21 protein-coding genes and 1 other annotated feature are annotated in these 24,275 nt (G+C 43.6%); of the genes, 2 read left to right on the forward strand and 19 right to left on the reverse strand.

What is annotated here, in order from left to right:
* Window positions 1-532 precede the first annotated feature (532 nt).
* From NYE72_RS16965 to NYE72_RS17005, 9 genes are all read right to left on the reverse strand, one after another.
* Entirely contained in the window at window positions 533-1,399 is an 867-nt protein-coding gene (locus NYE72_RS16965) for an SDR family oxidoreductase (RefSeq protein ID WP_036687662.1), read from the reverse strand.
* A gap of 2 nt (window positions 1,400-1,401) precedes the next feature.
* Window positions 1,402-1,905 (reverse strand): hypothetical protein, encoded by a 504-nt coding sequence (locus tag NYE72_RS16970; protein ID WP_174890041.1) that lies wholly within the window; start codon window positions 1,903-1,905, stop codon window positions 1,402-1,404.
* Between the two features lie 109 nt (window positions 1,906-2,014).
* Entirely contained in the window at window positions 2,015-2,581 is a 567-nt protein-coding gene (locus NYE72_RS16975; protein ID WP_036687664.1) for a MarR family transcriptional regulator, read from the reverse strand.
* A 134-nt stretch (window positions 2,582-2,715) separates the two neighbouring features.
* On the reverse strand, window positions 2,716-2,898 hold the full coding sequence (locus NYE72_RS16980) for an HAD hydrolase-like protein (RefSeq protein ID WP_256715430.1): 183 nt from the start codon (window positions 2,896-2,898) through the stop codon (window positions 2,716-2,718).
* 50 nt (window positions 2,899-2,948) lie between these two features.
* Window positions 2,949-3,815 (reverse strand): GNAT family N-acetyltransferase, encoded by an 867-nt coding sequence (locus tag NYE72_RS16985; protein ID WP_036687666.1) that lies wholly within the window; start codon window positions 3,813-3,815, stop codon window positions 2,949-2,951.
* A 130-nt stretch (window positions 3,816-3,945) separates the two neighbouring features.
* Window positions 3,946-4,180: a binding site (T-box leader), on the reverse strand.
* Between the two features lie 181 nt (window positions 4,181-4,361).
* On the reverse strand, window positions 4,362-5,354 hold the full coding sequence (locus NYE72_RS16990) for a helix-turn-helix transcriptional regulator (RefSeq protein WP_339210049.1): 993 nt from the start codon (window positions 5,352-5,354) through the stop codon (window positions 4,362-4,364).
* A 526-nt stretch (window positions 5,355-5,880) separates the two neighbouring features.
* Complete coding sequence (locus NYE72_RS16995; protein WP_036687671.1) at window positions 5,881-6,336, reverse strand: DinB family protein; 456 nt, start codon at window positions 6,334-6,336, stop codon at window positions 5,881-5,883.
* Between the two features lie 156 nt (window positions 6,337-6,492).
* Complete coding sequence (locus NYE72_RS17000) at window positions 6,493-6,981, reverse strand: YfbM family protein (RefSeq protein WP_076103932.1); 489 nt, start codon at window positions 6,979-6,981, stop codon at window positions 6,493-6,495.
* 509 nt (window positions 6,982-7,490) lie between these two features.
* Window positions 7,491-9,746, reverse strand: coding sequence for a type IA DNA topoisomerase (locus tag NYE72_RS17005; RefSeq protein WP_076098791.1), 2,256 nt, complete (start codon window positions 9,744-9,746; stop codon window positions 7,491-7,493).
* Between the two features lie 164 nt (window positions 9,747-9,910).
* Between NYE72_RS17005 and NYE72_RS17010 the strand changes: the two genes are divergently transcribed.
* Window positions 9,911-10,774, forward strand: coding sequence for a pentapeptide repeat-containing protein (locus tag NYE72_RS17010; RefSeq protein WP_076274625.1), 864 nt, complete (start codon window positions 9,911-9,913; stop codon window positions 10,772-10,774).
* Window positions 10,775-10,788: 14 nt separating this feature from the next.
* On the opposite strand, the gene NYE72_RS17015 is transcribed toward NYE72_RS17010, so the two are convergent.
* The 9 genes from NYE72_RS17015 to pdhA all read right to left on the reverse strand — a co-directional run bounded on the left by NYE72_RS17015 (window position 10,789) and on the right by pdhA (window position 22,670).
* Window positions 10,789-12,501: a proline--tRNA ligase gene (locus NYE72_RS17015; RefSeq protein WP_076098773.1), complete on the reverse strand. Its 1,713-nt coding sequence runs from the start codon at window positions 12,499-12,501 to the stop codon at window positions 10,789-10,791.
* 393 nt (window positions 12,502-12,894) lie between these two features.
* On the reverse strand, window positions 12,895-14,382 hold the full coding sequence (locus NYE72_RS17020; RefSeq protein ID WP_036687677.1) for a glutamate synthase subunit beta: 1,488 nt from the start codon (window positions 14,380-14,382) through the stop codon (window positions 12,895-12,897).
* Between the two features lie 235 nt (window positions 14,383-14,617).
* Complete coding sequence (locus NYE72_RS17025) at window positions 14,618-15,109, reverse strand: dihydrofolate reductase (protein WP_036687679.1); 492 nt, start codon at window positions 15,107-15,109, stop codon at window positions 14,618-14,620.
* Window positions 15,110-15,193: 84 nt separating this feature from the next.
* Window positions 15,194-16,174 carry a thymidylate synthase gene (locus NYE72_RS17030; protein ID WP_036687680.1) on the reverse strand — a complete coding sequence of 327 codons (981 nt, stop codon included), beginning with the start codon at window positions 16,172-16,174 and terminating at the stop codon, window positions 15,194-15,196.
* A 141-nt stretch (window positions 16,175-16,315) separates the two neighbouring features.
* A complete protein-coding gene (locus tag NYE72_RS17035; protein ID WP_076098771.1) occupies window positions 16,316-17,290 on the reverse strand; it encodes a S66 peptidase family protein in 975 nt (324 codons plus the stop codon).
* Window positions 17,291-17,441: 151 nt separating this feature from the next.
* Complete coding sequence (lpdA, locus tag NYE72_RS17040) at window positions 17,442-18,854, reverse strand: dihydrolipoyl dehydrogenase (RefSeq protein ID WP_036687684.1); 1,413 nt, start codon at window positions 18,852-18,854, stop codon at window positions 17,442-17,444.
* 2 nt (window positions 18,855-18,856) lie between these two features.
* Window positions 18,857-20,503 carry a 2-oxo acid dehydrogenase subunit E2 gene (locus NYE72_RS17045; protein ID WP_076144739.1) on the reverse strand — a complete coding sequence of 549 codons (1,647 nt, stop codon included), beginning with the start codon at window positions 20,501-20,503 and terminating at the stop codon, window positions 18,857-18,859.
* A gap of 106 nt (window positions 20,504-20,609) precedes the next feature.
* Entirely contained in the window at window positions 20,610-21,587 is a 978-nt protein-coding gene (locus NYE72_RS17050; RefSeq protein ID WP_038571553.1) for an alpha-ketoacid dehydrogenase subunit beta, read from the reverse strand.
* 15 nt (window positions 21,588-21,602) lie between these two features.
* Window positions 21,603-22,670: a pyruvate dehydrogenase (acetyl-transferring) E1 component subunit alpha gene (pdhA, locus tag NYE72_RS17055; protein ID WP_036687689.1), complete on the reverse strand. Its 1,068-nt coding sequence runs from the start codon at window positions 22,668-22,670 to the stop codon at window positions 21,603-21,605.
* Window positions 22,671-22,935: 265 nt separating this feature from the next.
* On the opposite strand from pdhA, the gene NYE72_RS17060 reads away from it, so the two are divergent.
* Window positions 22,936-23,667 (forward strand): alpha/beta hydrolase-fold protein, encoded by a 732-nt coding sequence (locus NYE72_RS17060; RefSeq protein ID WP_036687691.1) that lies wholly within the window; start codon window positions 22,936-22,938, stop codon window positions 23,665-23,667.
* Between the two features lie 138 nt (window positions 23,668-23,805).
* Here the strand turns inward: NYE72_RS17060 and NYE72_RS17065 are convergent, their stop codons facing one another.
* Entirely contained in the window at window positions 23,806-24,270 is a 465-nt protein-coding gene (locus tag NYE72_RS17065; protein ID WP_076144776.1) for a low molecular weight protein-tyrosine-phosphatase, read from the reverse strand.
* Window positions 24,271-24,275 lie beyond the last annotated feature (5 nt).

Below are 24,275 nucleotides of genomic sequence, written 5' to 3' on the forward strand. Positions count from 1 at the left end.
CCCCTCGTACATAGTCATGAATCTAAAAAATAACATTTTATTTTTTTGTTATCTATGATGTTATCCTTCACCTTCTCATGTTTTGCCCCCCCTAAATTTAAACTCAGATGTTTGTTTGTGAACTTTCGAATGTCTTCTTTTGAATTTCACTTAGAAAACTAAGAGTAATCGCTTACATTCTAAAATTTTCCACAAAGATTGTCAAGAAAAAATGTTACGTTAGTTAGCATAACTCGTTATAATTAATATAACTTATTTGTTGAATATGAACTTTTCGTTAATATTTTATTAGCTTTTTTAGTGTTATTTCGTAAATAACACTAACTTATTGACGAATTTTAGCTTATTTCTTGTAATGCTGTTATAAACGCTATAGAAGAACAAGTTCTATGAGTTCCATAGAACATAATAAAAAGAGTGTATCCCAGCAGTCATTTTATGACCTTTGGGATACACTCTGAACCATTGAGATATGGGAATCGGAATAAAATACTGCTATCGATACAAATATCAGAATAGGTGGACTCCGCCTCTACCGGAAATTATCTATACACTCATGTAGAAAGGCGTCTAGTGTGCGTGGATCTCTGCCGAGCAAACGCTTCACAGTGTCATTTGGACTTTCTGGCACCATCCTAGACATGGTTTGAATTTCCACAACGTGGTTCGCGAGCCAAGGAGGCAGATTCCCATGCTCAATAAGATTACGGAGTAGTACTTGAGGTTCCATGTTGATGTAACTTATCGGCCGATTAAGCAGGGCAGATAGTCGACTCGCGATCTGGGGATAACTGAAAATCTCCGAACCAGTAAGCGTATATATATGGCCTGATACCTTGTGGTTGGTCAGAACTTCTGCGGCAACGTCTGCAATATCGCGACAGTCAATAAAGTTACACGGTGAAACGCCCATAGAGCCGAAGAAAACATTTTGGGTTGTGATCGTTGGTGCAAAGCGCATTAAATTTTGCATGAACGCATAAGGGCGCAATACGGTATGGGTGATACCCGATTCCCTCAACGTGTTCTCAATTTCTTGATGCCAGCCCGCCACTGCCACTGGAGAGCTCTGCTCAAAAGCTGGACTAGATATTTTTACGATGTGTTTGATTCCAGATTCGGTGGCAATCTGAATGATTGAGGTTTCCAATTCGATTTGTCTTGGACTGTTGGACATGGCAAGGAAGAGCTGGCTAGCACCTGTAAACACACGTCGCAGCGATTCAGGATCGGAAGCGTCTACCCTTGCGACCTCAGTAGTCGATCGGCCTTTCTCTCCGATTTGATCACGCAACTTCTCTGGCTCTCTGCTCAGCGCCCTGACAGGTACGCCAAGATCAACCAAACGTTCCAAAAGCGCACTTCCAATCGTACCTGTTGCTCCGATAATAACTATCATTTTTATCTTCTCCTTTTGGATGAAAAATTAGTTGTGAAGGCAAGTCGCCACCGCCATGTCACTATCGTGCTCGCTATGAATCCAGACAACGGGAAATCGATCCAGACACGATTTACCCAGGCCAAGTGATTACTCGGAATCATAATTTCTACTACAACAGATGTCACCCATGCAGCGTATAGCCCAAATGAGGACCCGGCCATTGCGAATACCCCTACCACAACCAAGTGAGGTGCACCGATGACCCATCGCAAACGGCCCACTCGGCTGTGCAACAAAAGTCCAATCATCAAGGCCATCAAGGCCGATGCACCGCCAATAGTAGTCAATGCCGCTATTTGAAGCCCCCTATCTACAGTAACCAATCCCCCGATACCTGCCATAATGGCAGGAGCAGCATAGGCCATTACAACTTCACGCCATAGTACAAAAGTCTTTTTCTTGGAACCAACAGCCTTGATGCTGTAAACATCTTCTGTCTGATTCGGGTATTTCATCTGGTTCATTTAGTTGCTCCCTTCTTCTTTGAAATAGTTCAACGATTGATTTCAGTAAATTATAATTAGGCACCTAACTATATAAGAGTAAAAAAAGGCTAGCTTCACTAGCCCAATTCTACTCATTACTGATGTTTCCCTTTGGTTTCGAGCCTAATTCGCCCGTAAGTGCTGAAATGCCCTGTGTAACTCGACCCAGCAAGTCGAGAAATACGCTGCGTTCTTCGATGTTGAGCAACCCCACCATCGCTTCCAGCCGAGCGAAATGCTCAGGAGCCATTTCACGGAGCTTCTTCGCTCCTTCTTCCGTTAAAACGACTGATTTCTGACGGCCATCGTCTGAGCTTAATCGCCGAGATACTAGCCCATCTCGTTCAAGAATATCGATAAGACCAGTCACTGTAGCACGTGTAACGCCTAGATGCTCCGCTAATTGCGAAGGCAACTCTTCTCCTTCGTTATCTTCAAGATCTGCCAATAAACGATAACGCCCTGTTGATAAACCGAATCTAGAGAAATGAATCTCAGAGGCGTGTCCAAGCATGGCTCCCGCTGCCATTAGCCTAGACGCGACGAGTATAGCCTGTGCGTCTATGTCTAGGTTATAACGATCAATCTGACGCTTGGATTGTACAAGCGAGGGAATAGCCTCAATGTCGTTTATTTTTTTATTATTGTTGTTCATATATGTAGTATGGTCCCTAACTACTTTTGTGTCAACTCATTTTTTTATAACTCGTCAACCCTGGAGTTATACAGTTGGATTTGGTTGTAACTCTATATTTCTCCCAAAGCTCGATCAATCGACCTTCAAGCTCTTCAATTCAAGAGGTCCTTTGCAACAAAATCTGTTGATGCTAGCTCATACCATGTGTGACGATAATTTTCCAGAGACTGCTTACTCCATCCTGTCTCTACGAGAATTCTTTTGGCACCTACAGCTGCAGCTGCAAGCATATCTGTTGAACCTACATCACCAAAACGCGCCGTCGTATAGTGAATATTGTGCTCTTATTTTCTAAAGTAGTAGAAGTTCTGTCCGCATCATTCTACTATTCAAATTTTAACTGAAGCGAATCACAAATTGGCATATAGCCTATCTTTTGATAGATGCTATTAGATGTGGGATTTGCTAAGTCCGTATATAAGACGCACTTAATAAACCCTTTATCCAATGCAAGTTGGCTTATTTGCGCCACAATTGAAGTAGCGTAACCCTTTCCGCGCTCATATGGAGGGGTATAAACAAATGCCACGCCAATTGCCGTCTGCATTTCCCTTGTATATCCTGCCATAGATACGGGTATCCCGTTGTCCTCTAAAATATAGAGTTTCTTCGATGCTATTCGGTAGAGGTAAGGGTCTGCATCTTGCGGGATGGACATTTCTGTTTTACCATAATTCCCCGCTGCATAAAATGCTTCAGCCCAGTATGGGAAAAAGTGAATATCCTTTTCATCTAGCAATCGAACGATACCAACCTTTTGAATGTCTGGATTTACTGCAGTAAGTTCATATATACGTTGGCTCATCATTGTTTTAAAGGATATTCCCTTGCGCAAGGTATATTCTTTGGCAAAATACTCTGCCAAGGTTTTTTCGGTCATCACACCTGGAATTTCACGGTCTTTCAGCCCATCTATCAGACAGTTTATAGCTTCTGGGTTTATTATGTTGTCTGTTGCATAAAGCGTAATATTGTGTGGCGGTGTCATTATGGCGGTAAGTTGTATGCCCCTAGAATCTGAAATAGTTACCATAAGCCAATTTACAGGGTCACGCCAGTCTGTTTTGTCTTTTCCTTCATGCCCAATTATGATATTGCCAAGAGGAATCAAATTTTGTGCTTCATGACGCATCAGCATACCATAGGTATCATTGTAAAACTCATGCACATCCGTATACAACTTGAATTGCATTGCAATATCACCCTTTCATCTGCTCAACGTTTTTCCAGATTTTTCGAACTAATCGTTCTTCTTACAGTTTGTTGATTTTTCGCCTGCCAATTTAATAATTAATTAATGAAGACGCAAAAAACCCCATCCCATTAGGGACGGAGTTGCTCCGCGTTACCACCCTGATTGACGTTTATAATAAACGCCCTCTTAGCCATCGTCCAACAACGATGCTTCTTTGTAACGGTAGAATCCCGGTCCCATCTACTATAATTCGGGGGACAGCTCTGAGGTGATTTTTTGATTCGGATATCCGCTGCCTCGCACCAACCGGCAGTTCTCTGAACGGCGTTTCCAGATCTAATTGTCCTCTTCATCGCATTTGGTAATTATTAATTAAGTTTAATATAAGATAATAGGAATATTCTGTCAATAACTCAAACAACAATAGGGATCTCTAAACTTATATTGCTTCTAAAGCAGATAATCCAACTAATCATGCGACTATATGATTGCGGAGACTACACTACAGTCTGCTTATTTTCTTCATCAACACATAGCACCTGCTTAATCTGTTTCGATTAGCTTGGAGGTCAACTTCACTACTGGCCTGATATACTTCAACAACCGCTCCGGATCGTGATAAACGTAATGGATTCTCCCAGGGGAAGTATCAAAGCAGTAACCAGTGTCTGCAAAATTAAAAGCTGCCATTGCCCTTTCCATCTTTTCCTCTACACTACGATTTTCCTGTTCATAATTGAATGGCCCATGTTCAAAAACAATATACTCGGCTTCGAGAACATCAATCATAAGCATTTGTGGAGGTACTTCACCTTTATAATCAAGAGGAAGACGTACACCAAAACACTCTGTACGTGGAATACCCCAATCGCAGAGTCTGCCATCCGGGTCATTAATGTAAGCCATAATCTGACCGCTGCCACCGTTAGATTCACTCCCACCATCGTCATCCAATTTGCCCTTGATACTATCGAGTAAGCCGCAAATAGTTTCGCAGTCCTGTCCTGTAATAAGGCTTTGCTTTTGCCAAAAATCCCAATACCCATTACTCTCATAGTTTTTAATGTGCAAAAATTTGTGAGTGGGAATGGTTACAAAATAAATGTCAAGATCATCTGTAGATTTCATCATACCAATCTCTCCAAATCCGAAAAAGTAGCGGTCGAAAGAGTTTATTTTTGTACGAAGGGCGACAGGCATAGGCCTTTTCCGGTATTCACTTGGAGTTACACCATATGTTCCCTTGAAAGCCCTGGTAAAAGCTTCATGTGATGAAAAACCATAATCAAAAGCAATATCCAAAATGCTCTTTTCACTATCCCGAACCTCTTTTAGTGCGAAGGCTAATTTTCTATGCCGTAGATAATCCCTAAATTGCATTCCCGATATTTCCTTAAATTTTCTCGTAGTATGAAATTCGGAATAACCTAACTTGTGAGAAAGAAATCGTAGCGTTATTGCTTCACTGTTACGATTCTTAATACACTCGTCAATTTCATTAACGATTATTTGGATTTGCTTGTGCCACTCGTACAATTGGTCTGTTCACCTCGTTTCAACCACTCTATAGTCATTGTAGAGTAATGGAATTTGCATTACTTGATTCTACTTGCGGAAAAGAGAGGAGAGGATATATTTGTACCTTAAATCGCCTTGGAAAATATCAACGTTATCATTCAATGACAAATCAAACGTTTTGGTCCTACTATTTCGGAATCTCATCAGATTTCCTCTTTGCACTTAGTGGTCGGTGTATAACCCTATCGTTCTGTCAAAGTATTTCCGCAAGCAGCTTAAGCGTGTCATGCATTCGCAGGATGGACAAGAAGCACGGAGTACCGGGAGGCATTAAATAAAAGGGCTCGGACCCGTTGAGACATGGGAGTGAAAATCACATGCCCTTACAGTTGTTCCAAGCCACCGCCTCCTCAATTTCCTTCTTATCTCACATTTAGCTAAAGGTAAAATCCTACGAATTCATGAGCCTGCGTGAGTAAACTAGATCATATCGGAGAAGTTCAATGCCCATCTCATTCCGGGTAATGGTGATGATTAGGCCCTGTTAGAGTCTCGCGAACGTGATGTAATCGACTTGGACAGGCTCTGCCAATTCGATCCGCAGTGCCCGGTTGATCTGTCCCCGGTGATATTGCCCATGTAAAATGACCTGCGACAGGATGTCACGGACGGACGTTCGGAACGGGACTCCGTTCTGGTTCGCGTAGTCGATCATCACGTCCAAATCAAATTCCTCCAGCCCTTCGATATACACACGATATTGCTCGGCGTTTTCTTCGAACATCGTTCGGATCGCCGTCAGGTCTTCCGCTTCCTCCCATAACGAATATTGCGCACTGCCCTTGCCCTGCAATCGGGACAGCCAGACTCGTTCCGCAACCGCGACATGCCGAACCAGCTTCAGAAGGTCATTGTTCTTCATCTCACTCTCCTCGAGCGCTTCCAAGATTCGTGCGTCCGCCCAGTACAGGTGGTCCATCATGCGCTTGATCGTCTTCATTTCCGTTTCCCCCTCTTCGTCTCATCGATTACTTGAACCTACTGTTTCCCGCATTGGTCATTTATTTCTCTAATCGTCATAATCTTCAGCAGTCCAAGGTTCTTTTTTTATCGCGCTCATTGGAATCAGGAGACGTGTATCGCCTTTTGGTTAGAATCAGAAAATATAAAAGATGAGACCTTTGCCCTCGGCTACAGTTTGGCTGTAGAAGCGCCGGATATCGTTAAAATGCTGTAGCAGGTAGGCAAAGAACGCATCCTTATCCTCGTCTGAAACAATATCAGGTTCAAGAGGATATACTTCTTCCTTGACCATGGCCGGGAAATCATACCGCAAGCGGAGCTGCGCTTCATCCAGCTCAGAAATAGCCTGAAGCGCTTCTGCAACTTGCTCAGCGCGTAAGGAAAACGCCCCGAATGAGCCAAAATCGATGCCTTTGTCTGACGTCAGCGGAACAACATAGCCAAGAGGGGCATCTCCATCGGAAATAGCTCCACAAAGCAAGTAGTGAATCGCCTCCCAGGATCTATCAATGTCCAGTCCGGGATAATCATCTATTTTCAAGCTCTTCAATGCAATGTCGCCTGCAATAATTTGCTGCACTAGGTTGTCATCCATTGCGAAGTAATATCCACGCATTCCCATGATGTCATCCTTCCTTCCATTCTAGTAGTGACTATACTGCCCTATCAAAATGTAACCTTTGAATTTATCCCGTAGGATAAAAAAAGAGTGAAGATCAGCCCCCTACGTAATCATAATATCTTGTGCGCACAAGTTACTACATCCCGTTTAAGATAGGTATGTCCTACACTCTTTACTAATGAATTTTATGTGTAAAAGATATGGTCACCCACAGCCGACACTGAAACCATATCCTCTATACGGCGAGTCCGACTAATAGTCATGACTACGGACCCAGCTGAAGCTATTGGCGAATTTATAGCCGTTGGGGCAAGTTTGCGGACTCCAGTGCTGCTATTCTCCCGCAAGCGGTGCATATATACCCCTTTTCATGCCAATAACGACTATGCGGTCCGATAGCAGTCCAAAAAGGACGTATTCCCGCGTTTAGGGTCATCTGTGTCCGATAGTGGCTTCGTACGTGCAAATTCGCTGTAATCATCCATGATCCATTCAAGCTTCCAGTTAAACTATGACTCCACTGTTAATTGACCCGTATCCATATTATTAAGCACAAGTTTCCCTTCCAGCGGGGTGCCGTCTTCGCTCGCAAGCTTCAGCTTACCCGTACGGCCCTTTTCAATCAATGCCTTTACTTGTGTATCTGTAAGGGTACGCCCGTGGTTCTCTTTCCAGATCACGAATTTGCAGCCTTCTTTGTAATGAGAGCAGCCGTAGCCTTTTTTACCCATAAAAATCATCCCGCCACAGCCAGGACGCGGGCAGTTTCCGATAATTTTCGGACCTGAATTTGCTGATTCCTCTTCGTTAGCTGGTTTACGTTTTCTTGGCGCGGCAGGTTTATCGCTAGTTTTACGAGATGTACCTCCACCACTCCGACCTTTAGCCCCTGTATTCACAGAAGGAGTTTCCCCTTCAAAAGAAGTTTTGGACGCCCGAGACTGCACACGAACCTTGTCCACGATCATACAGGCGAATCTTTTTACATTCTCCATAAATTGTCCGTCCGACGCCGTTCCTCTGGATATCTCGTTCAAGCGACGTTCCCACTGGCCGGTCATTTCAGGTGAAGTCAACAGCTCGATGCCCGCTCCACGTATCAGTTCAATAGCCGTTCGTCCTTTTTGCGTGATGGCGATTTTTTTACCTTGCATTTCAATGTATCCGACATTCTTAAGCCGTTCAATGGTTGCAGCACGTGTGGCTGGAGTGCCTAACCCTGAATCCTTCATAGCATCCCGAAGCTCTTCGTCCTCAATCTGTTTTCCGGCACTTTCCATCGCTCTAAGCAGCGTGCCTTCTGTATAGTGTTTTGGCGGCTGTGTATCCTTCTCTTTAACAATCGCATCACTACAGATCACTTCATCTGCCGGAGCAATTGCGAACGGTTCATTCACTTCAATCTCTTCGTCTTCCTCATCATCCTTGTTTTTTCCCTTGGACGACTTTGCTTTGTCTTTTTTCTGGTCCGCGTAAATGACCTTCCAGCCGAGACTTAATAATTCCTTAACAGTAGTTTTGAACTTTTCGTCCTCTACATCAGTCATAACCGTATGCACTTTATATTCCGCAGCCGGATAGAACTGTGACAAAAATCGCCGCACAATCAAATCATACAGCTTTCCCTCATCCGCACTAAGCCCTGTTGCTTTTCGATATGTAGGCAAGATCGCATGGTGATCCTCGACCTTCGAGGGATTGCAGATAAATTTATTTCCTTTATGAACGAGATTACGATTCGCGCCTTTCACCCATTCATCATAAGCCGTCCCTTGGAGCGCAGATAAAGTCTTATGCATCTCCGGAATATTCTGTTCTGTAACATAGTTAGAATTTGTCCGCGGATAGGATATCACCTTATGCTTTTCATATAACGCTTGTGCGATATCGAGTGTTTTTTTAGCGGAAAAAGCGTACTTCCCATTCGCCTCCCGCTGCAACAGCGTCAAATCATACAGTTTATTCGGATACTCTTTCGTTTCCTTAACCTCATAAGAGTCAATCCGTCCCGGTTTTCCTTTGACCTTGGCAGCCAGCGCCTCCGCCTTCTCACCATCAGTCAGCCGGTCACCCTGCCACATGCCTTTATAAGTCATTTCATTTTGTGTAAAATGGCCCTCTACCTCAAAAAACTTAAGGGATGAGAACGCCTCAATCGTCTTCTGGCGATCATAAATAAGTGCAAGTACTGGAGTTTGAACTCTCCCCACCGACAGCAGCACATTATGTTTCGTAGTAAATGCACGTGATCCGTTCATACCGATTAGCCAATCGGCTTCACTGCGCGCTTTTGCCGCTTTTGTTAGATTCTCGTACTCCGCCCCATCCTTTAGCTCTTGAAATCCTTTGCGGATTGTCTCTGGTGTCAAATCGGAAATCCACAGCCGTTTCACAGGATGTTCAAGCTTCAAATGCCGCTGAATGAGCGAAAATATATGCTGGCCTTCCCGCCCGGCGTCACAAGAATTTACTAGCAGATCGCTTCGTTTAGCCAGCTCTCCGATTACCTTCAGCTGATCAATGGTCCGCGCATTAGGAACCAGCTTGAATTGGTCCGGAATAATGGGAAGATCATTAATATTCCATTTTTTGTATTTTACATCATATGCATCCGGCTCAGCCAATCCTATTAGATGCCCTATTGCCCATGTAATAATGTACTGCTCCCCTTCAAGATAGGAACGGTAATTTTTAGCCTTTGGTTCTATTGCGGCGGCGATATTCCGCCCCATGTCCGGTTTCTCCGCAATAATAAGTGTCTTCAAAAACATTCGCTCCTTACCTTCTCGTTCTTAAGTCCAAAATAGGTCCAGTACTCTATTATAACATTAACCTCGGTTTTTTTTAATCGACCGGACTTTTCATAGTCTTTCGTTTGATTTAAAATAAGTTGGTATAAGCGTATTCATGTATCGGAGGGAAACAAACCTTGTATGAGAATCACAGATTTACAGAACCTTTTTCTGATCGAAGCCTCTCTGCCCTGAAGGCGGATTGTGAGCAGTGCTTCGGCTTATGTTGTGCCGCTTTACCTTTTGCTGCTTCCGTAGATTTCGCTAGAGACAAAGACGCTGGACAGCCGTGTCACAATCTACAGTCGGACTTTCGCTGTGGTGTACATACAGAGCTAAGAGTATTAGGCTACCGTGGTTGTACGGTCTATGACTGTTTTGGAGCTGGGCAAAAGATTTCTCAAGTCACTTATGCTGGAGAAGACTGGAGGAAAAAGCCGAAAACTGCGAAGCAGATGTTCGAGGTATTTCCGATTATGTGGCATTTGCACGAGCTGCTTTGGTATTTACATGAATCTTTGAACCTAGAAATAACCCGTACAATCCATACTGAGCTGCAAACAGCTCTCGATGAAACAGAACAGCTCACCTTGCTCAATCCTGAAGCTCTTATAAAGGTGGATGTTTCCGCTCATCGAGCAAAAATCAATATGTTACTGTTGCAGGTCAGTGAAATTGTAAGAACTGACGCTCGTCGTAAACTAAAAAAATCCACGAAGAATTTCAGTCGAGGTGCCGACCTTATGGGAGCAAAGCTCAAAGGAGCTGATCTTAGAGGTGCCAACTTGAGAGGAGCCTATTTAATAGCCGCAGACCTTAGGGATGCTGATCTCAGAGGTGCAGACCTTATTGGAGCAGACTTTCGCGATACTGACCTCAAAGGTGCTAATTTAGCAGAAGCTCTCTTTCTCACCCAGGCACAGATCAATGCGGCAAAAGGCAATACTCTCACGAAATTACCAGCAGCACTCTTGTGCCCTGATCATTGGCACTCTCATTAGATTAAAAAGATCATTTATATCAGCGGTGAATAGAATTTTTTGATCCGAGACACAGCTTCCATAATTTCTAAGACTTCTTTCTCCGCTGTGTTTCGTTCCAGATACTCTACTCTTCCCTGAGATGCTTCCTTGCCCACAACTATTGATAAAGGTATCCCGATCAAGCTTGAATCTTTAAATTTCACGCCAGCGCGTTCATCCCTATCATCGATCAGCGTCTCAATGCCAAGCTTGGTTAGTTGATCATAGAGACCTTCTGCAACCGTCCGCTGCTCACTATCCTTGACGGCCATTATCAAGATATGAACCTGATAAGGTGCCAATGCTGCTGGCCACATTAATCCATCCTCATCATGATGCTGTTCAGCAATAGCGGATAAAAGCCGTGAGATACCAATTCCGTAACAGCCCATAATCATAGGTTGACTTTTGCCTGAAGAATCTAAGTAAGAAGCGCCTAGCTTTTCACTGTATTTAGTACCTAATTTGAAAACATGACCCACTTCAATCCCTTGATGAAAATGCAAAACACCCTCCAAACAATGCGGACAAACTTCACCTTCTGCTACATTCCGTAGATCCCCCACATGCTCAAGCGCAAAATCTCTACCTGGAACTACGTTACGGAAGTGATAATCTTTTTCTCCCGCCCCTGTAATCCCTTGGGTCATATCTGCTACTGCTGCATCTACTAGGACAGTCAGCGTTAAACCCACAGGTCCTACAAATCCACTCTCTACACCGGCTAAGGATTTCACTGCCTCATAGTCAGCAAGCTTAATCTCATTCATTCCTAAATATTTACTTACCTTAATTTCATTGACTTCATGATCTCCCCGGACCAGAACAGAAAAAATCTGTCCGTCACCTTCATAGATTAATGTTTTAATAATCTGCTCTGGCCGGATATCTAGCTCCTGCTCTAGTTGCTCAATTGTGCGCAAATCAGGAGTGAGGAACTTCTCTATCTCCGGTACTTGCATGACAACTTCATTTTTTGCAGGCCGCACGGACTCTGCCTGTTCCAGATTGGCCGCATAATCACAAACGGAGCATGCAGCAATCGTATCCTCCCCAATCTCAGCCAGCGCCATAAATTCATGACTGCCGCCCTCGCCTCCAATCGCACCGGAATCCGCATGGACAGCACGGAATTTCAATCCACATCGCTCAAATATCCGGTGATAAGCCTCGAACATTTGGATATATGATTTATCGAGACCTTCCATGTTTGTATCAAAAGAGTAAGCATCCTTCATCAAAAACTCTCTGCCTCTCAGCAGTCCAAAACGTGGTCGGCGTTCATCACGAAACTTGGTCTGAATCTGATATACGGTAATAGGAAGCTTACGATAAGAGCTGATCTCATTCCGTACGAGCGTGGTTACTACTTCCTCATGTGTAGGACCTAGTATGAATTCCCGCTCATGACGATCCCGCAGCGTCATCAACTCCTTACCGTATACCTCATATCGGCCTGATTCTTTCCAGAGCTCCGCAGGCTGCATAGATGGCATCAATACCTCCTGAGCCCCAGAGAAATCCATCTCATTCCGCACAATCGCTTCTATTTTCCGTAAAATACGTCTTCCAAGCGGTAAATAAGTATACACACCCGCTGCTAATTGGCGAATATATCCCGCACGCAGCAGTAGCTGATGACTGCTTGTCTCCGCCTCTGAAGGTGCCTCACGCAGAGTTGTTAATAAAAGATTACTTTGACGCATATTTGTACCCTCCCTAAAAAATGAACGCTCTAAACGCAAAAAGACACATTCGTCAGGGACGAATGTGTCGTGATACCACCCTTATTTAACCGCCAACCCATACATAGTCTACATGGCGATCCTCGATCGAATAACGGCCGATTCCGGCAGCGGTTGTACGCTGCAGCTACCCAGGCAGGATACCATCCACACGTATTTGAGGAACCTTTCAGCCGGTGAGTTCCCTCTCTGTTCTAACGCTTCTAGGATCGTAAGTCCTTGGTCAATGCTTTTGTCATTTAAATATTGTATTAAATCTATATGAAAATAATATTTCCGTCAAGCGTCGGCTCCAAAAAAAAACCGCTTCTCCAGCAGGTAAACTGCTTTTGAAACGGCTTCTTAAATTAAAGCCTAGACAAGAACGCTTGAGCCCATCAGATATTTATCCACTTCACGTGCAGCTTCGCGACCTTCGTTGATGGCCCAGACCACCAAACTTTGACCACGACGCATATCGCCAGCAGCAAACACCTTATCCACGTTCGTGTTGAACTTGCCGTAACGTGCTTTCACATTGGTACGACGATCGGTCTCCAGTTTAAGCTCCTCAACAATATCTTGCTCTGGTCCATCGAAACCAATAGCGATAAGAGCGAGTTGAGCAGGATATACAGCTTCTGTTCCAGGAACGGGCTGATAGATTTTACGACCTGTCTCATCCACGATCCGGCGGATCTGCACGGTATGAAGCTCCTTCAAGTTCCCCTCTTCATCCCCAACAAATTTAGTGGTCATGATTGAGAATTCACGCGGATCATCACCAAAAATAGCTTTCGCCTCTTCTTGCGCATAATCCAAGCTGTACACATTCGGAAATTGCGGCCAAGGATTAGCAATCGGATCCCGTTGCAGAGGCGCTTTTTCATGTGTACCAAATTGAGTGATACTGCCGCAGCCATGACGAAGTGCTGTGGCAACACAGTCAGAACCTGTATCCCCTCCACCCAAGACGATTACATCTTTACCTTCAGCGGATACATAGTTACCATCCTCCAGATTCGAATTCAAGTAACTCTTGATCGTTCCATTTAAATAATCCATGGCATACATAACGCCCTTAAGCTCACTGCCTTCAATGTTGAAACGGCGTGCTTTAGTAGCTCCACCACACAGAACAACCGCATCATATTCATCAACAAGCTGCTGAGCCGGAATGTCTTTACCGATCTCAGTGTTCACCACGAAGTTAATTCCTTCAGCAGCCAGCAAATCTACACGACGTTGTACAACTTTTTTATCAAGCTTCATAGTAGGTATTCCATATGTCAGCAGTCCGCCAATGCGGTCACTGCGCTCAAATACAGTTACAGTGTGTCCAGCCTTGTTAAGCTGTGCTGCCGCGGCAAGTCCAGCAGGTCCAGAGCCTACAATTGCAATTTTTTTGCCAGTCCGTTTCTCAGGAGGATTAGGTACAACCCAGCCCTCTTCAAAACCCTTATCAACGATCGCAAGTTCAATTGTTTTGATGGTTACCGGCTGTCCGATCAGACCCACTGTGCAAGAGCCTTCACATGGGGCGGGACAAATACTGCCTGTGAATTCAGGAAAGTTGTTTGTCTTATGCAGACGTTCCAGTGCTTCTTTCCAGAGTCCACGATACACCAAGTTATTCCACTCCGGAATTAAATTGTGTACTGGACAACCTGAGGTCCCGCCAGCCATATCAATACCTGTATGGCAATAGGGGGTTCCGCAATCCATACAGCGTGCGCCCTGTGTCCGAAGCTCGTCCTCGGATAAATGATGGTGGAATTCTTCCCAGTCCTTTACCCGCTGCTCAGGATCCCGATCACCTGGGAGCTGCCGTTTATACTCCATAAAACCTGTAGGTGTAGACATGTTTACGTTTCCCCCATCCGTTCTCTTCGTGTTGAAGTATAGTACATTGTAGCATATTGCGGCTTCGTATGGTTGTCAGCAACGCAATGAAGTACCTGCACATTCTATTCTATACCTATACATAATCATTTCTAATTTTAATTATAGTAACATTCATCACTTTTGCACAGTAATGGATAAATCTACTGATTATTTGTACTATTTCACATGTTATGTCAGAGAAAACGTTTTATTGCTATTCCGTACGTTCATAAACAAGGAAACGGTAATCATACGGATTCTTCTCATCACGAATTCCCTTGATATTGGAGACCTCTTTCCACATCCTCCAGTCAATCTCAGGAAACCGGGTATCTCCTTCAAAATCCTGATCGATCTGCGTCAACATTAGCTTGTCAGCATACGGCAGCATCAAGCGATAAATTTCTGCACCACCGATCACCATCAGCTCATCTTCTTTTCTACCCTCGCTGAGAGCCTCTTCAAGCGTGTGTAGAACCACTGCACCTTCAGCTGAATAATCAGTATCCCTAGTTAGAATTAGGCTCGTTCTGCCCTTCAAGGGCTTGCCTCCGAGCGAATCCCATGTTTTGCGGCCCATTAGCATTCTTTTGCCCAATGTTTCTGCTTTGAAATAAGCAAAATCCAGCGGTAAATGCCAAGGCATATCGTTATCTTTTCCTATGACATGATTGGCACCCATTGCCCATATTAAGCTAATACTCATGAAGTTCCCTCCTTCCTTCATACTAAATTAAAAAACTACGCTGCCAGAAATTATATTTGCGAATCTTAATTTATAACAATTACGTTATACTGCGATCGGCGCTTTTATCGAAGGATGCGGATTGTACCCCTCAATGACCAGATCTTCCAGTTCAATATCAAAAATTGATTTCTTCTGTGAATTAATAACCAGGGTAGGCAATGCTCTTAATTCTCTTGATAATTGCTCTTTCACTTGCTCAACATGGTTTGAATAGATATGCGCATCACTAATGCTGTATACAAACTCACCTACTTCTAGACCACATTCATATGCAATTAAATGCGTAAGTAATGAGTAAGATGGAATATTGAAGTTTGCCCCGAGAAAGGAGTCAGCACTGCGTTGCAGCAAGTGGCAGCTTAGTTTACCATTTGCAACATAGAACTGGAACATAACGTGGCAGGGCGGTAACGCAGCTTTACTTCCTTTTGTTCCGGCATTTATAACATCTTCCGGGTTCCATGCGCTCACGATTAAACGCCGAGAATCAGGATTTGTTTTGATCTGATGAATAACGTCTTGTAATTGGTCAATTGATTCACCAGTAGAAGATGTCCAATTCCGCCATTGTTTACCGTAAACATTCCCTAGCTCACCATATTTCGCAGCAAACTCATCATCTTCTAAGACACGATCACAGAATGATTTCATCTCTGCTTGATACACTTGATTAAAATCTTCATCAACTAAACAACGATTCCCGAAGTCTGTCATATCTGGGCCAACATATTCGTCTGATTCAACCCATCTTTTAAAAGCCCATTCATCCCAAATATGATTATTATTTTTCAATAAATAACGAATGTTGGTATCGCCTTTAATAAACCACAATAACTCACTTGCAATTAAGCGAAACGGTGTACGTTTTGTTGTAAACAGCGGGAACCCTTTTGATAAATCAAATCGCATTTGATAACCAAAAACACTAATTGTACCAGTTCCTGTACGATCTTCTTTTTTTACACCATGATCTAAAATATATCGTAAAAAATTCAAATAGGTTTGTTCTAACTCATTCGTCAATGTACTGCACCTCCGTAATATTACACCTCATATATTATATCTGAAAAATCCGAATTTTGTAGAAGGTAAGATAATTTTTAAATATATTTAATAATCGGGTTACATATTCAATTATAAAGGATTGGTTCAGCAAGTGTATCTTTACTCCGCTATCCTAAGCTCCACTCTGGCCCCATAAGCACGAACGTTTGCTTGTCCACCCACAGGAAAGGTAATCATCGGCGATGTATGTCCAAAGTCCACGTCTGCGATCACAGGAATATCAGATAATTCTTCTTTTGAGCGGATAATTGTAGTTAGCAGCTTCTTTGACATACGCGATTCTTTTTGGAATCTGCCGATCACCAACCCTTTGACCCCTTCAAACTCAGGCTGATGAATTAGGGATTGCAGATCTCGATCAAAGGTTGCAGGTGCTGACTCATAATCATCCTCGATGAACAAAATAGAATTCTTTAAACTAGGCATATACTCTGTTCCCTGCAAAAGATTTAAAGTGCATAAATTGCCACCAATAATCGTTCCTTTCGCTTCCCCATCATTGATAATGAATGGACCTTCATTTTTAATAAATATCCGGTTTTCCTGATCCAGATACCACTCATCATCACTCCAATGCTTGGAAGGCTGCACGAGAATTTCTTTATTGTCCATCATCAGCCTGCGGAAATATTCGATGGTATATTCATTATCGTAGAGCATCGCAAATGTGGAAAAATGCGGCCCGGAGTATGTAACTAATCCTGTTTGAGCATAAATCGCATTACTTAGTGCAGTAATATCCGAATAACCACATAAACGCTTTGGATTCCCCGCAATGATTGAATAATCTATATAACGCAGCAGCTGGTTACTATTGAAGCCTCCAATGGTCGTTAATATTCCTTTCACTTTGGGGTCTAAAAAGGCTTCGTGCAAATCCTCAATTCTCGAATCAATAGAAGAGGAAACAAAATCATCCGTCTCAAAAGAATTTGTTGAAATGGATATCCGAAAACCTAACCGTTCAAGCTGCTCTTTGGCAATTTTTCTTTGCTGAGCATCGATTAATGACAAACTTCTGGAAGGAGAGATAATCCGCAGCTCATCTCCAGGCTTTAATTTATCAGCTCTCATCATTGAACCTCCCTATATTCATGAATTACAGATTAGGTAATTACTCTTCCTTCCAGTATATCTCTTTTCAAAAAAGTGGAAAACACAAAAAAAGGCGGAACGCATTTGCGTCCGCCTTTCTGTTGCCTGCTAGAGCAATTTTGGAGAAAAATTATTTCATTACATGAATTGGGTGACCTTCAACCAATTCAGCAGCTTCCATGACGATTTCGCCAAGGGTTGGATGCGCGTGAATAGTCAAGGCGATATCTTCAAGCGTTGCGCCCATTTCGATTGCCAAACCAAGTTCAGCGATCAAATTGGATGCTTCGATACCAACGATTTGAGCTCCCAGTACCAAATTGTTCTCGGAGTTAGCAACAATTTTGATGAAGCCCTCTGGGCTGTTCAAAGATACTGCGCGACCATTTCCTGCGAATGGGAATTTGCCGCTTTTCACTTTGTAGCCTTTGTCTTTTGCTTCTTTCTCAGTCAAACCAACGCTTGAGCACTCAGGATCTGTAAATACAACAGCTGGGATGACTTTGTAGTCAACAACAGATGTAAGTCCTGCGATTGCTTCTGCAGCGATTTTACCTTCGTAAGAAGCCTTGTGAGCCAAAGCAAGACCTGGAACAACGTCGCCGATAGCGAAGATGGTAGGAATGCTTGTGCGTCCTTGGTGATCAACTTTGATCAATCCGCGCTCGTCGAGCTCAAGACCGATCAGGTCCAGACCAAGTTCACCGTCAGTGTTAGGACGACGACCTACAGTAACAAGCAAGTAATCTGCTGTAACTTCTTTGGACTCGCCACCAACAGAGTATTTCACGGTTACTTCTTTGTCGTTCTGAACAGCACTTTCAGCTTTAGCGTTAGTTACGATTTCGATGCCAGTTTTAGCCATGTTTTTCGCAACAAGACGAGTCATATCTTTATCGAAGCCTGGAAGTACAGTATCCAAACCTTCGATGATTGTTACTTTAGTGCCAAATTTAGAGTACATTTGACCAAGCTCGGCACCGATGTATCCACCACCGATTACGATCATGCTCTTCGGAATTTCTGGAAGTTCCAGAGCTTCAGTCGAAGACAGAATACGTCCGCCGAATGGGAAAGGTTTAAGTTCAATTGGACGGGAACCTGTAGCAATGATGCAGTGTTTGAAGCGGTAACGTGGAGATTCATGATCATTGAACACACGTGCTTCTGTGTCGCTGATAAACATGCACTCGCCGTTAAATACTTCAATTTTGTTGCCCTTCATCAAGCTAGTCACACCGCTAGTCATTTTTTTAACTACGCTGTTCTTGAATTCTTGAGTTTTGGCAAAATCCACTTTAACATTCTCAGCTGTAACGCCGAAAACTTCACCATGCTGTGCAGATTCAAATTGATGTGCAGCAGCGATCAAGGCTTTAGAAGGAATACATCCACGGTTCAAACATACACCGCCGAGTTCCGATTTATCCACGATGAGGACTTTTTGGCCGAGCTGGGCGGCACGAATTGCCGCCACATACCCACCAGGACCTGCACCAATGACCAATGTATCAATATCTAGTGAAGCGTCTCCTACTACCATAATTATACCTCCATAACCAGCAGCTCAGGATTATTGAGCAGCGATTTAATGTAGTTCATAAAGTTTTGAGCAGTCGCACCATCGATAATACGGTGGTCAAAGCTGAGTGACAACGCCATTACTGGAGCAACTACGATTTCACCATTTTTCACAACTGCTTTTTCACTGATACGGCCAGTTCCGAGGATAGCCACTTCAGGGAAGTTGATGATTGGAGTAAAGAACATACCGCCAGCAGAACCGATGTTACTGATGGAGATCGTGCTGCCCTTCATTTCGTTAGCAGACAATTTACCGTCACGGCCACGAACAGCCAAGTCAGTGATGCTGCTAGCGATCATCCAAATGCTCTTACGGTCAGCGTCTTTGATCACTGGAACGATCAAACCGTTTGGTGTATCAGTAGCGATACCGATATTGTAGTATTTCTTGTAGACAATTTCGCCTGCTTCTTCATCAATCATAGCATTAAGTGCTGGGAATTGACGGGAAGCTGCAACAAGAGCCTTAACGATGAATGGAAGGTAAGTAACCTTAACGCCTTTTTTCTCAGCAATAGGTTTCATACGCGTACGGAATGCTACCAGTTCAGTAACATCTACTTCATCCATGATGGTTACGTGCGGAGCAGTGTAAGCCGATTTAACCATTGCGTTGGAGATCGCCTTACGAATACCCTTGAATGGTACACGTTCTTCTTCAAGACTAACGTTACCGCTAGCTGCTGCAGGTGCTGCTTTAGCTTCGGTCTTAGCAGCCTTAGGAGCTTCAGACGCCGCTGCTGCTGCAGGAGCCGCAGGTGTAGAACCACCTTTCAAGAAGGCTTCTACGTCTTCACGAGTGATTTTGCCACCTTTTCCAGTTCCGTTCACTTTGGAAATATCCACTTTTTGCTCACGAGCAAATTTGCGAACGCTTGGTGTAGCCAATACATCGCGGTCAGGAGCTGGTGTTACACTTGCAGATCCACCTTCTTTAGCATCAGCAGGGCTTGTTGCTGCAGGGGAAGAAGTAGTGTTTGCACTTCCTTTTGCTGCATCAGCTTCAGCAGATGCATGACCTTCTTGTTCAGGAACGTCGCCTTCAGCAGCGATAATAGCAACAACTTCGCCTACGCGGCAAACTTGGCCATCTTTAGTCAGAACTTCCAATACAGTACCATTCACTGGACATGGAACCTCAACTACCGCCTTGTCATTTTGAACTTCCATGATGATGTCATCATCCGTTACCTTGTCACCGGCTTTGATATGCATTTTGATGATTTCACCTTCATGCAGACCTTCACCCAGCTCAGGGAAGCGATATTCAAAATTCGATGCTTTGTTAGATGCTGGAGCAGCTGGTGCAGCTGGTGCTTCAGCAGCAGGAGCTTCAGTAGCAGCACCCTCTTGATCAGGCACGTCACCTTCTGCTTCGATAATAGCTACTACTTCACCAACACGGCATACTTGACCGTCTTTTGTCAGAACTTCCAATACAGTACCGTTTACTGGGCAAGGCACCTCAACTACCGCCTTGTCATTTTGAACTTCCATTACGATATCATCATCCGTTACCTTGTCACCGGCTTTGATATGCATTTTGATGATTTCACCTTCATGCAGACCTTCACCTAGTTCAGGAAATCGGTATTCAAACTTTGCCACTTTGAAAACCTCCTTGTGAAATTGGGACTAACCTTATGATTTAAACTTTATAAGATGAAACAACGTTGTCATCCATATGGATGACAACTGTTTCTCGTAAAAATATTTAGAATTCCAAAACTTTCTTCACGCCTGCAATAATACGCGCAGGGTTTGGAAGCCATGTATCTTCAATTTGTGCAAATGGATATACAGTGTCAGGACCTGCGATACGAAGCACAGGAGCTTCCAAGTGCAGTAGAGCTTTTTCATTGATCTGTGCGATAACTTCAGCAGCTACACCCGCACTCTTTTGTGCTTCTTGCACCACGATAGCACGGTTAGTCTTCTTCACAGACGCTACAATAGTGTCGATGTCGATCGGACTTACAGTACGAAGGTCGATAATTTCAACATTAACGCCTTCTTTTTCGAGTTGCTCGGCTGCTTTGGTAGCTGTATGTACCATCAGCCCGTAAGTAATGATCGAAACGTCAGAACCTTCACGTACTACGTTCGCTTTACCAAGTTCAACTGTATATTCACCTTCTGGCACTTCAGCACGGAATGCATGATAAAGGTTCAAGTGCTCCATGAAGAATACAGGGTCATTGTCGCGGATAGACGCGATTAAAAGTCCCTTAGCATCATATGGGTTTGAAGGAATTACAACTTTAATCCCTGGGCTTTGTGCAATCAAACCTTCGAGTGAGTCAGTATGAAGCTCAGCAGCCTTAACTCCGCCACCAAAAGGAGTACGGAATACTACTGGAGCATTATATTTACCGCCAGAACGCCAGCGCAGACGTGCCGCTTGAACAACGATCTGATCCAGAGCTTCAAAGATAAAACCTACGAATTGAATTTCTGCAATTGGGCGGAAGCCTTGTACACCAAGACCAAATGCCAGACCGCCGATAGCGGACTCAGCTAGTGGTGTATCAAAAATACGATCTTCGCCAAATTCCTTTTGCAGACCTTCTGTTACACGGAAAACGCCACCTACATTACCAACATCCTCTCCGAAGATAAGAACGTTAGGGTCACGATTCAGTTCAACGCGCATCGCGTCGCGGATCGCTTCTTTCATATTCATTTGTGCCATTGCCTGATATCCCCCTTATTCAAAATCGGCTTTTTGCTCTTCCAGATGTTTAGGTGTTACTTCGAACATGCTGTCGATCAAGCCAGGTATTGTCATTTTTTCGGTTTGTTCAGCTTTTTTGATCTGCTCGTTAACAGTAGCTTTCGCTTCATCTTTCACGCGCAGTGTATCTTCTTCAGTCCAAAGACCTTTCTTCTCCAAATACTTGGCAAGACGGGCGATTGGATCCTTTTCACTCCATTGTCCTTCTTCTTCTTTCGAACGATATTTACTTGCATCGTCAGAAAGGGAGTGTGGACGGAAACGGTAAGTTACAGCTTCGATCAATGTAGCACCTTCGCCGTTGCGTGCACGTTCAGCAGCATCGCGTACAGCACTGATTACTGCAAAGATGTCCATACCGTCAACCTTAATCCCTGGAATACCAGCTGCAACCGCTTTGTGAGCGATCGATTTGGAAGCCGTTTGTTTAGCGAACGGAGTCGTAATCGCGTAACCATTGTTTTGAACAAAGAAGATTACAGGCAGTTTAAAACGACCAGCAAAGTTCAAGCCTTCGTAGAAGTCACCTTCTGAAGAACCGCCATCACCAGTGTAAGTAATTGCAACACTCTTTTGTTTTTTCAATTTGAAGCCCATAGCAATACCAGTAGCGTGCAGGATTTGCGCACCAATGATAATTTGTGGCATCAATACATTAACACCATCAGGAATAGCTCCACCATGTTGGTGACCACGGGAATATAAGAAAGCTTGGTACAATGGAAGTCCGTGCCATACTAGCTGCGGAATATCACGGTAGCCTGGGCATAAGAAGTCTTCTTTCTCCAAAGCGAACTCACTACCAATCATGGTAGCTTCTTGACCGGATACCGGTGCGTAGAAACCAAGACGACCTTGACGGCCAAGGTTTACTGCACGATCATCCCAAGTACGGGTAAATACCATACGATACATAATTTCTTTCAGTTGATCGTCAGTTAAATCTGGCATCTTATCCTTATTGATAATTTCTCCATCCGGGGAAAGTACCGATAGAGCCTCGACGTCCTCTGTATACACTTCATAAGGAACTTTACTCATTATCTTCACCTCAATAAAAAAATTTGAATATCAGCTGCCTCTGTTATAATATTATTATACACCTGTTTAGTTACTTTCGTCAAAGAAATACTTATAAAATTTATATTTCTTTAAATTTTGTATGTATAACAGGTGAGATAATTTAATATAACAGTTTAACACTTTTCCAACAAGTAAATGATTAATAACACAGTTACACATTTAATAATTTTAGCGTAACCCTGTGTGTATTGCAAAATTCGACAAGAAAGGTGACGTGACAACGATGAGCGATTCTGTTTTTCTGAAACGCACAATTGTAAAAGAAACGCTTTGGAGTGAACATCTGCAGGAGGAACGTAAATTACGTATCTATCTGCCCCCAGGCTACAATGAAGTTCTCAGTTACCCCGTGGTGTACTGCCAAGACGGAGAAGAATTTTTCAACTTTGGACGCATTGCTACACTTGCTGGACAACTTATTATAGAAGAAGATGTCGAGCCCTTCATTATCGTCGGTGTAGAAGTTAACGTCGCTGTTCGGACTCAAGAATACGCTCCGTTCGGCAGCCGATTCAAGCAGTACCTATCTTGCTTTTCCGAAGAGATTATTCCCTTCATTGAAAAAAATTATCCCGTACGCCGTACACCCGAAGAACGAATCTTAGCCGGCGATTCCCTTGGAGGCAGCGTCTCCCTCCATCTCGCACTTGCTTATCCAGCTATCTTCACACGTATCATCAGCCTATCCGGTGCATTCTATCCCGAATCACAAGCCATGCTGGCAAAAGAAGAAGATCTCGCCTGGCTTAACATTAATATGGTCGTTGGACTGCAGGAAACAGATTACCAGACTGATACAGGGACCTATGATTTTGTTCAGATGAACAGAGAAACAAAAGCGTTGCTTGAAGCACGTGGAGCTACCGTATCCTACCGTGAGAAAGACGGTCGTCATCTCTGGGGCTTTTGGCAAAAGGAACTCCCTGAATCTCTACTCTATTTTTTAAACACATAATGCCTTATTGATAGAAGCAAAAAATGAACATCTAAAGAACGTATGTAGATTTCAGCCGTGTTTGCGCTTACAGTTTAATCCAGCGAATTTCCTTAATTTACTTTAATACTAATCAGAGAGGGCTGGAACCCAACCGGGTTACAGCTTTTCTCTTATCACCATTTCAAGCAAAACGTCACAGCCTGCATTGATTAAATCATATACCTGCTCAAAATCCCCTGTAAAATAAGGGTCTGGCACTTCTCTCAATTCTTCCTCAGGCAATAAATCCATGAAGAACAAAAGCTTAGCCTCTTCCCCACCAGGAACCTTTCGAACATTCTCTCCATTAGACTTGTCCATACAAACGATATAATCAAACTTCTGAAAATCCTCGCTACTGACCAAACGCGCTGCCATATTTGCATAACTAATCATGTTTTGATCAAGTATACGTCTAGTCCCTTCATGCGGTTCCTTACCAATATGCCAATCTCCAGTTCCCGCACTGTCAACCAGAATCTTATGTGAAAGCTCTTGTTCATCAATCTTATGGCGCAGAACTGCCTCCGCCATTGGTGAGCGACAAATATTACCCAGACATACAAATAGCACGTTTACGATTTCAT

This window comes from Paenibacillus sp. FSL L8-0333 (genome assembly GCF_037965665.1).
Classification (GTDB): Bacteria; Bacillota; Bacilli; order Paenibacillales; family Paenibacillaceae; genus Paenibacillus_AQ; species Paenibacillus_AQ odorifer.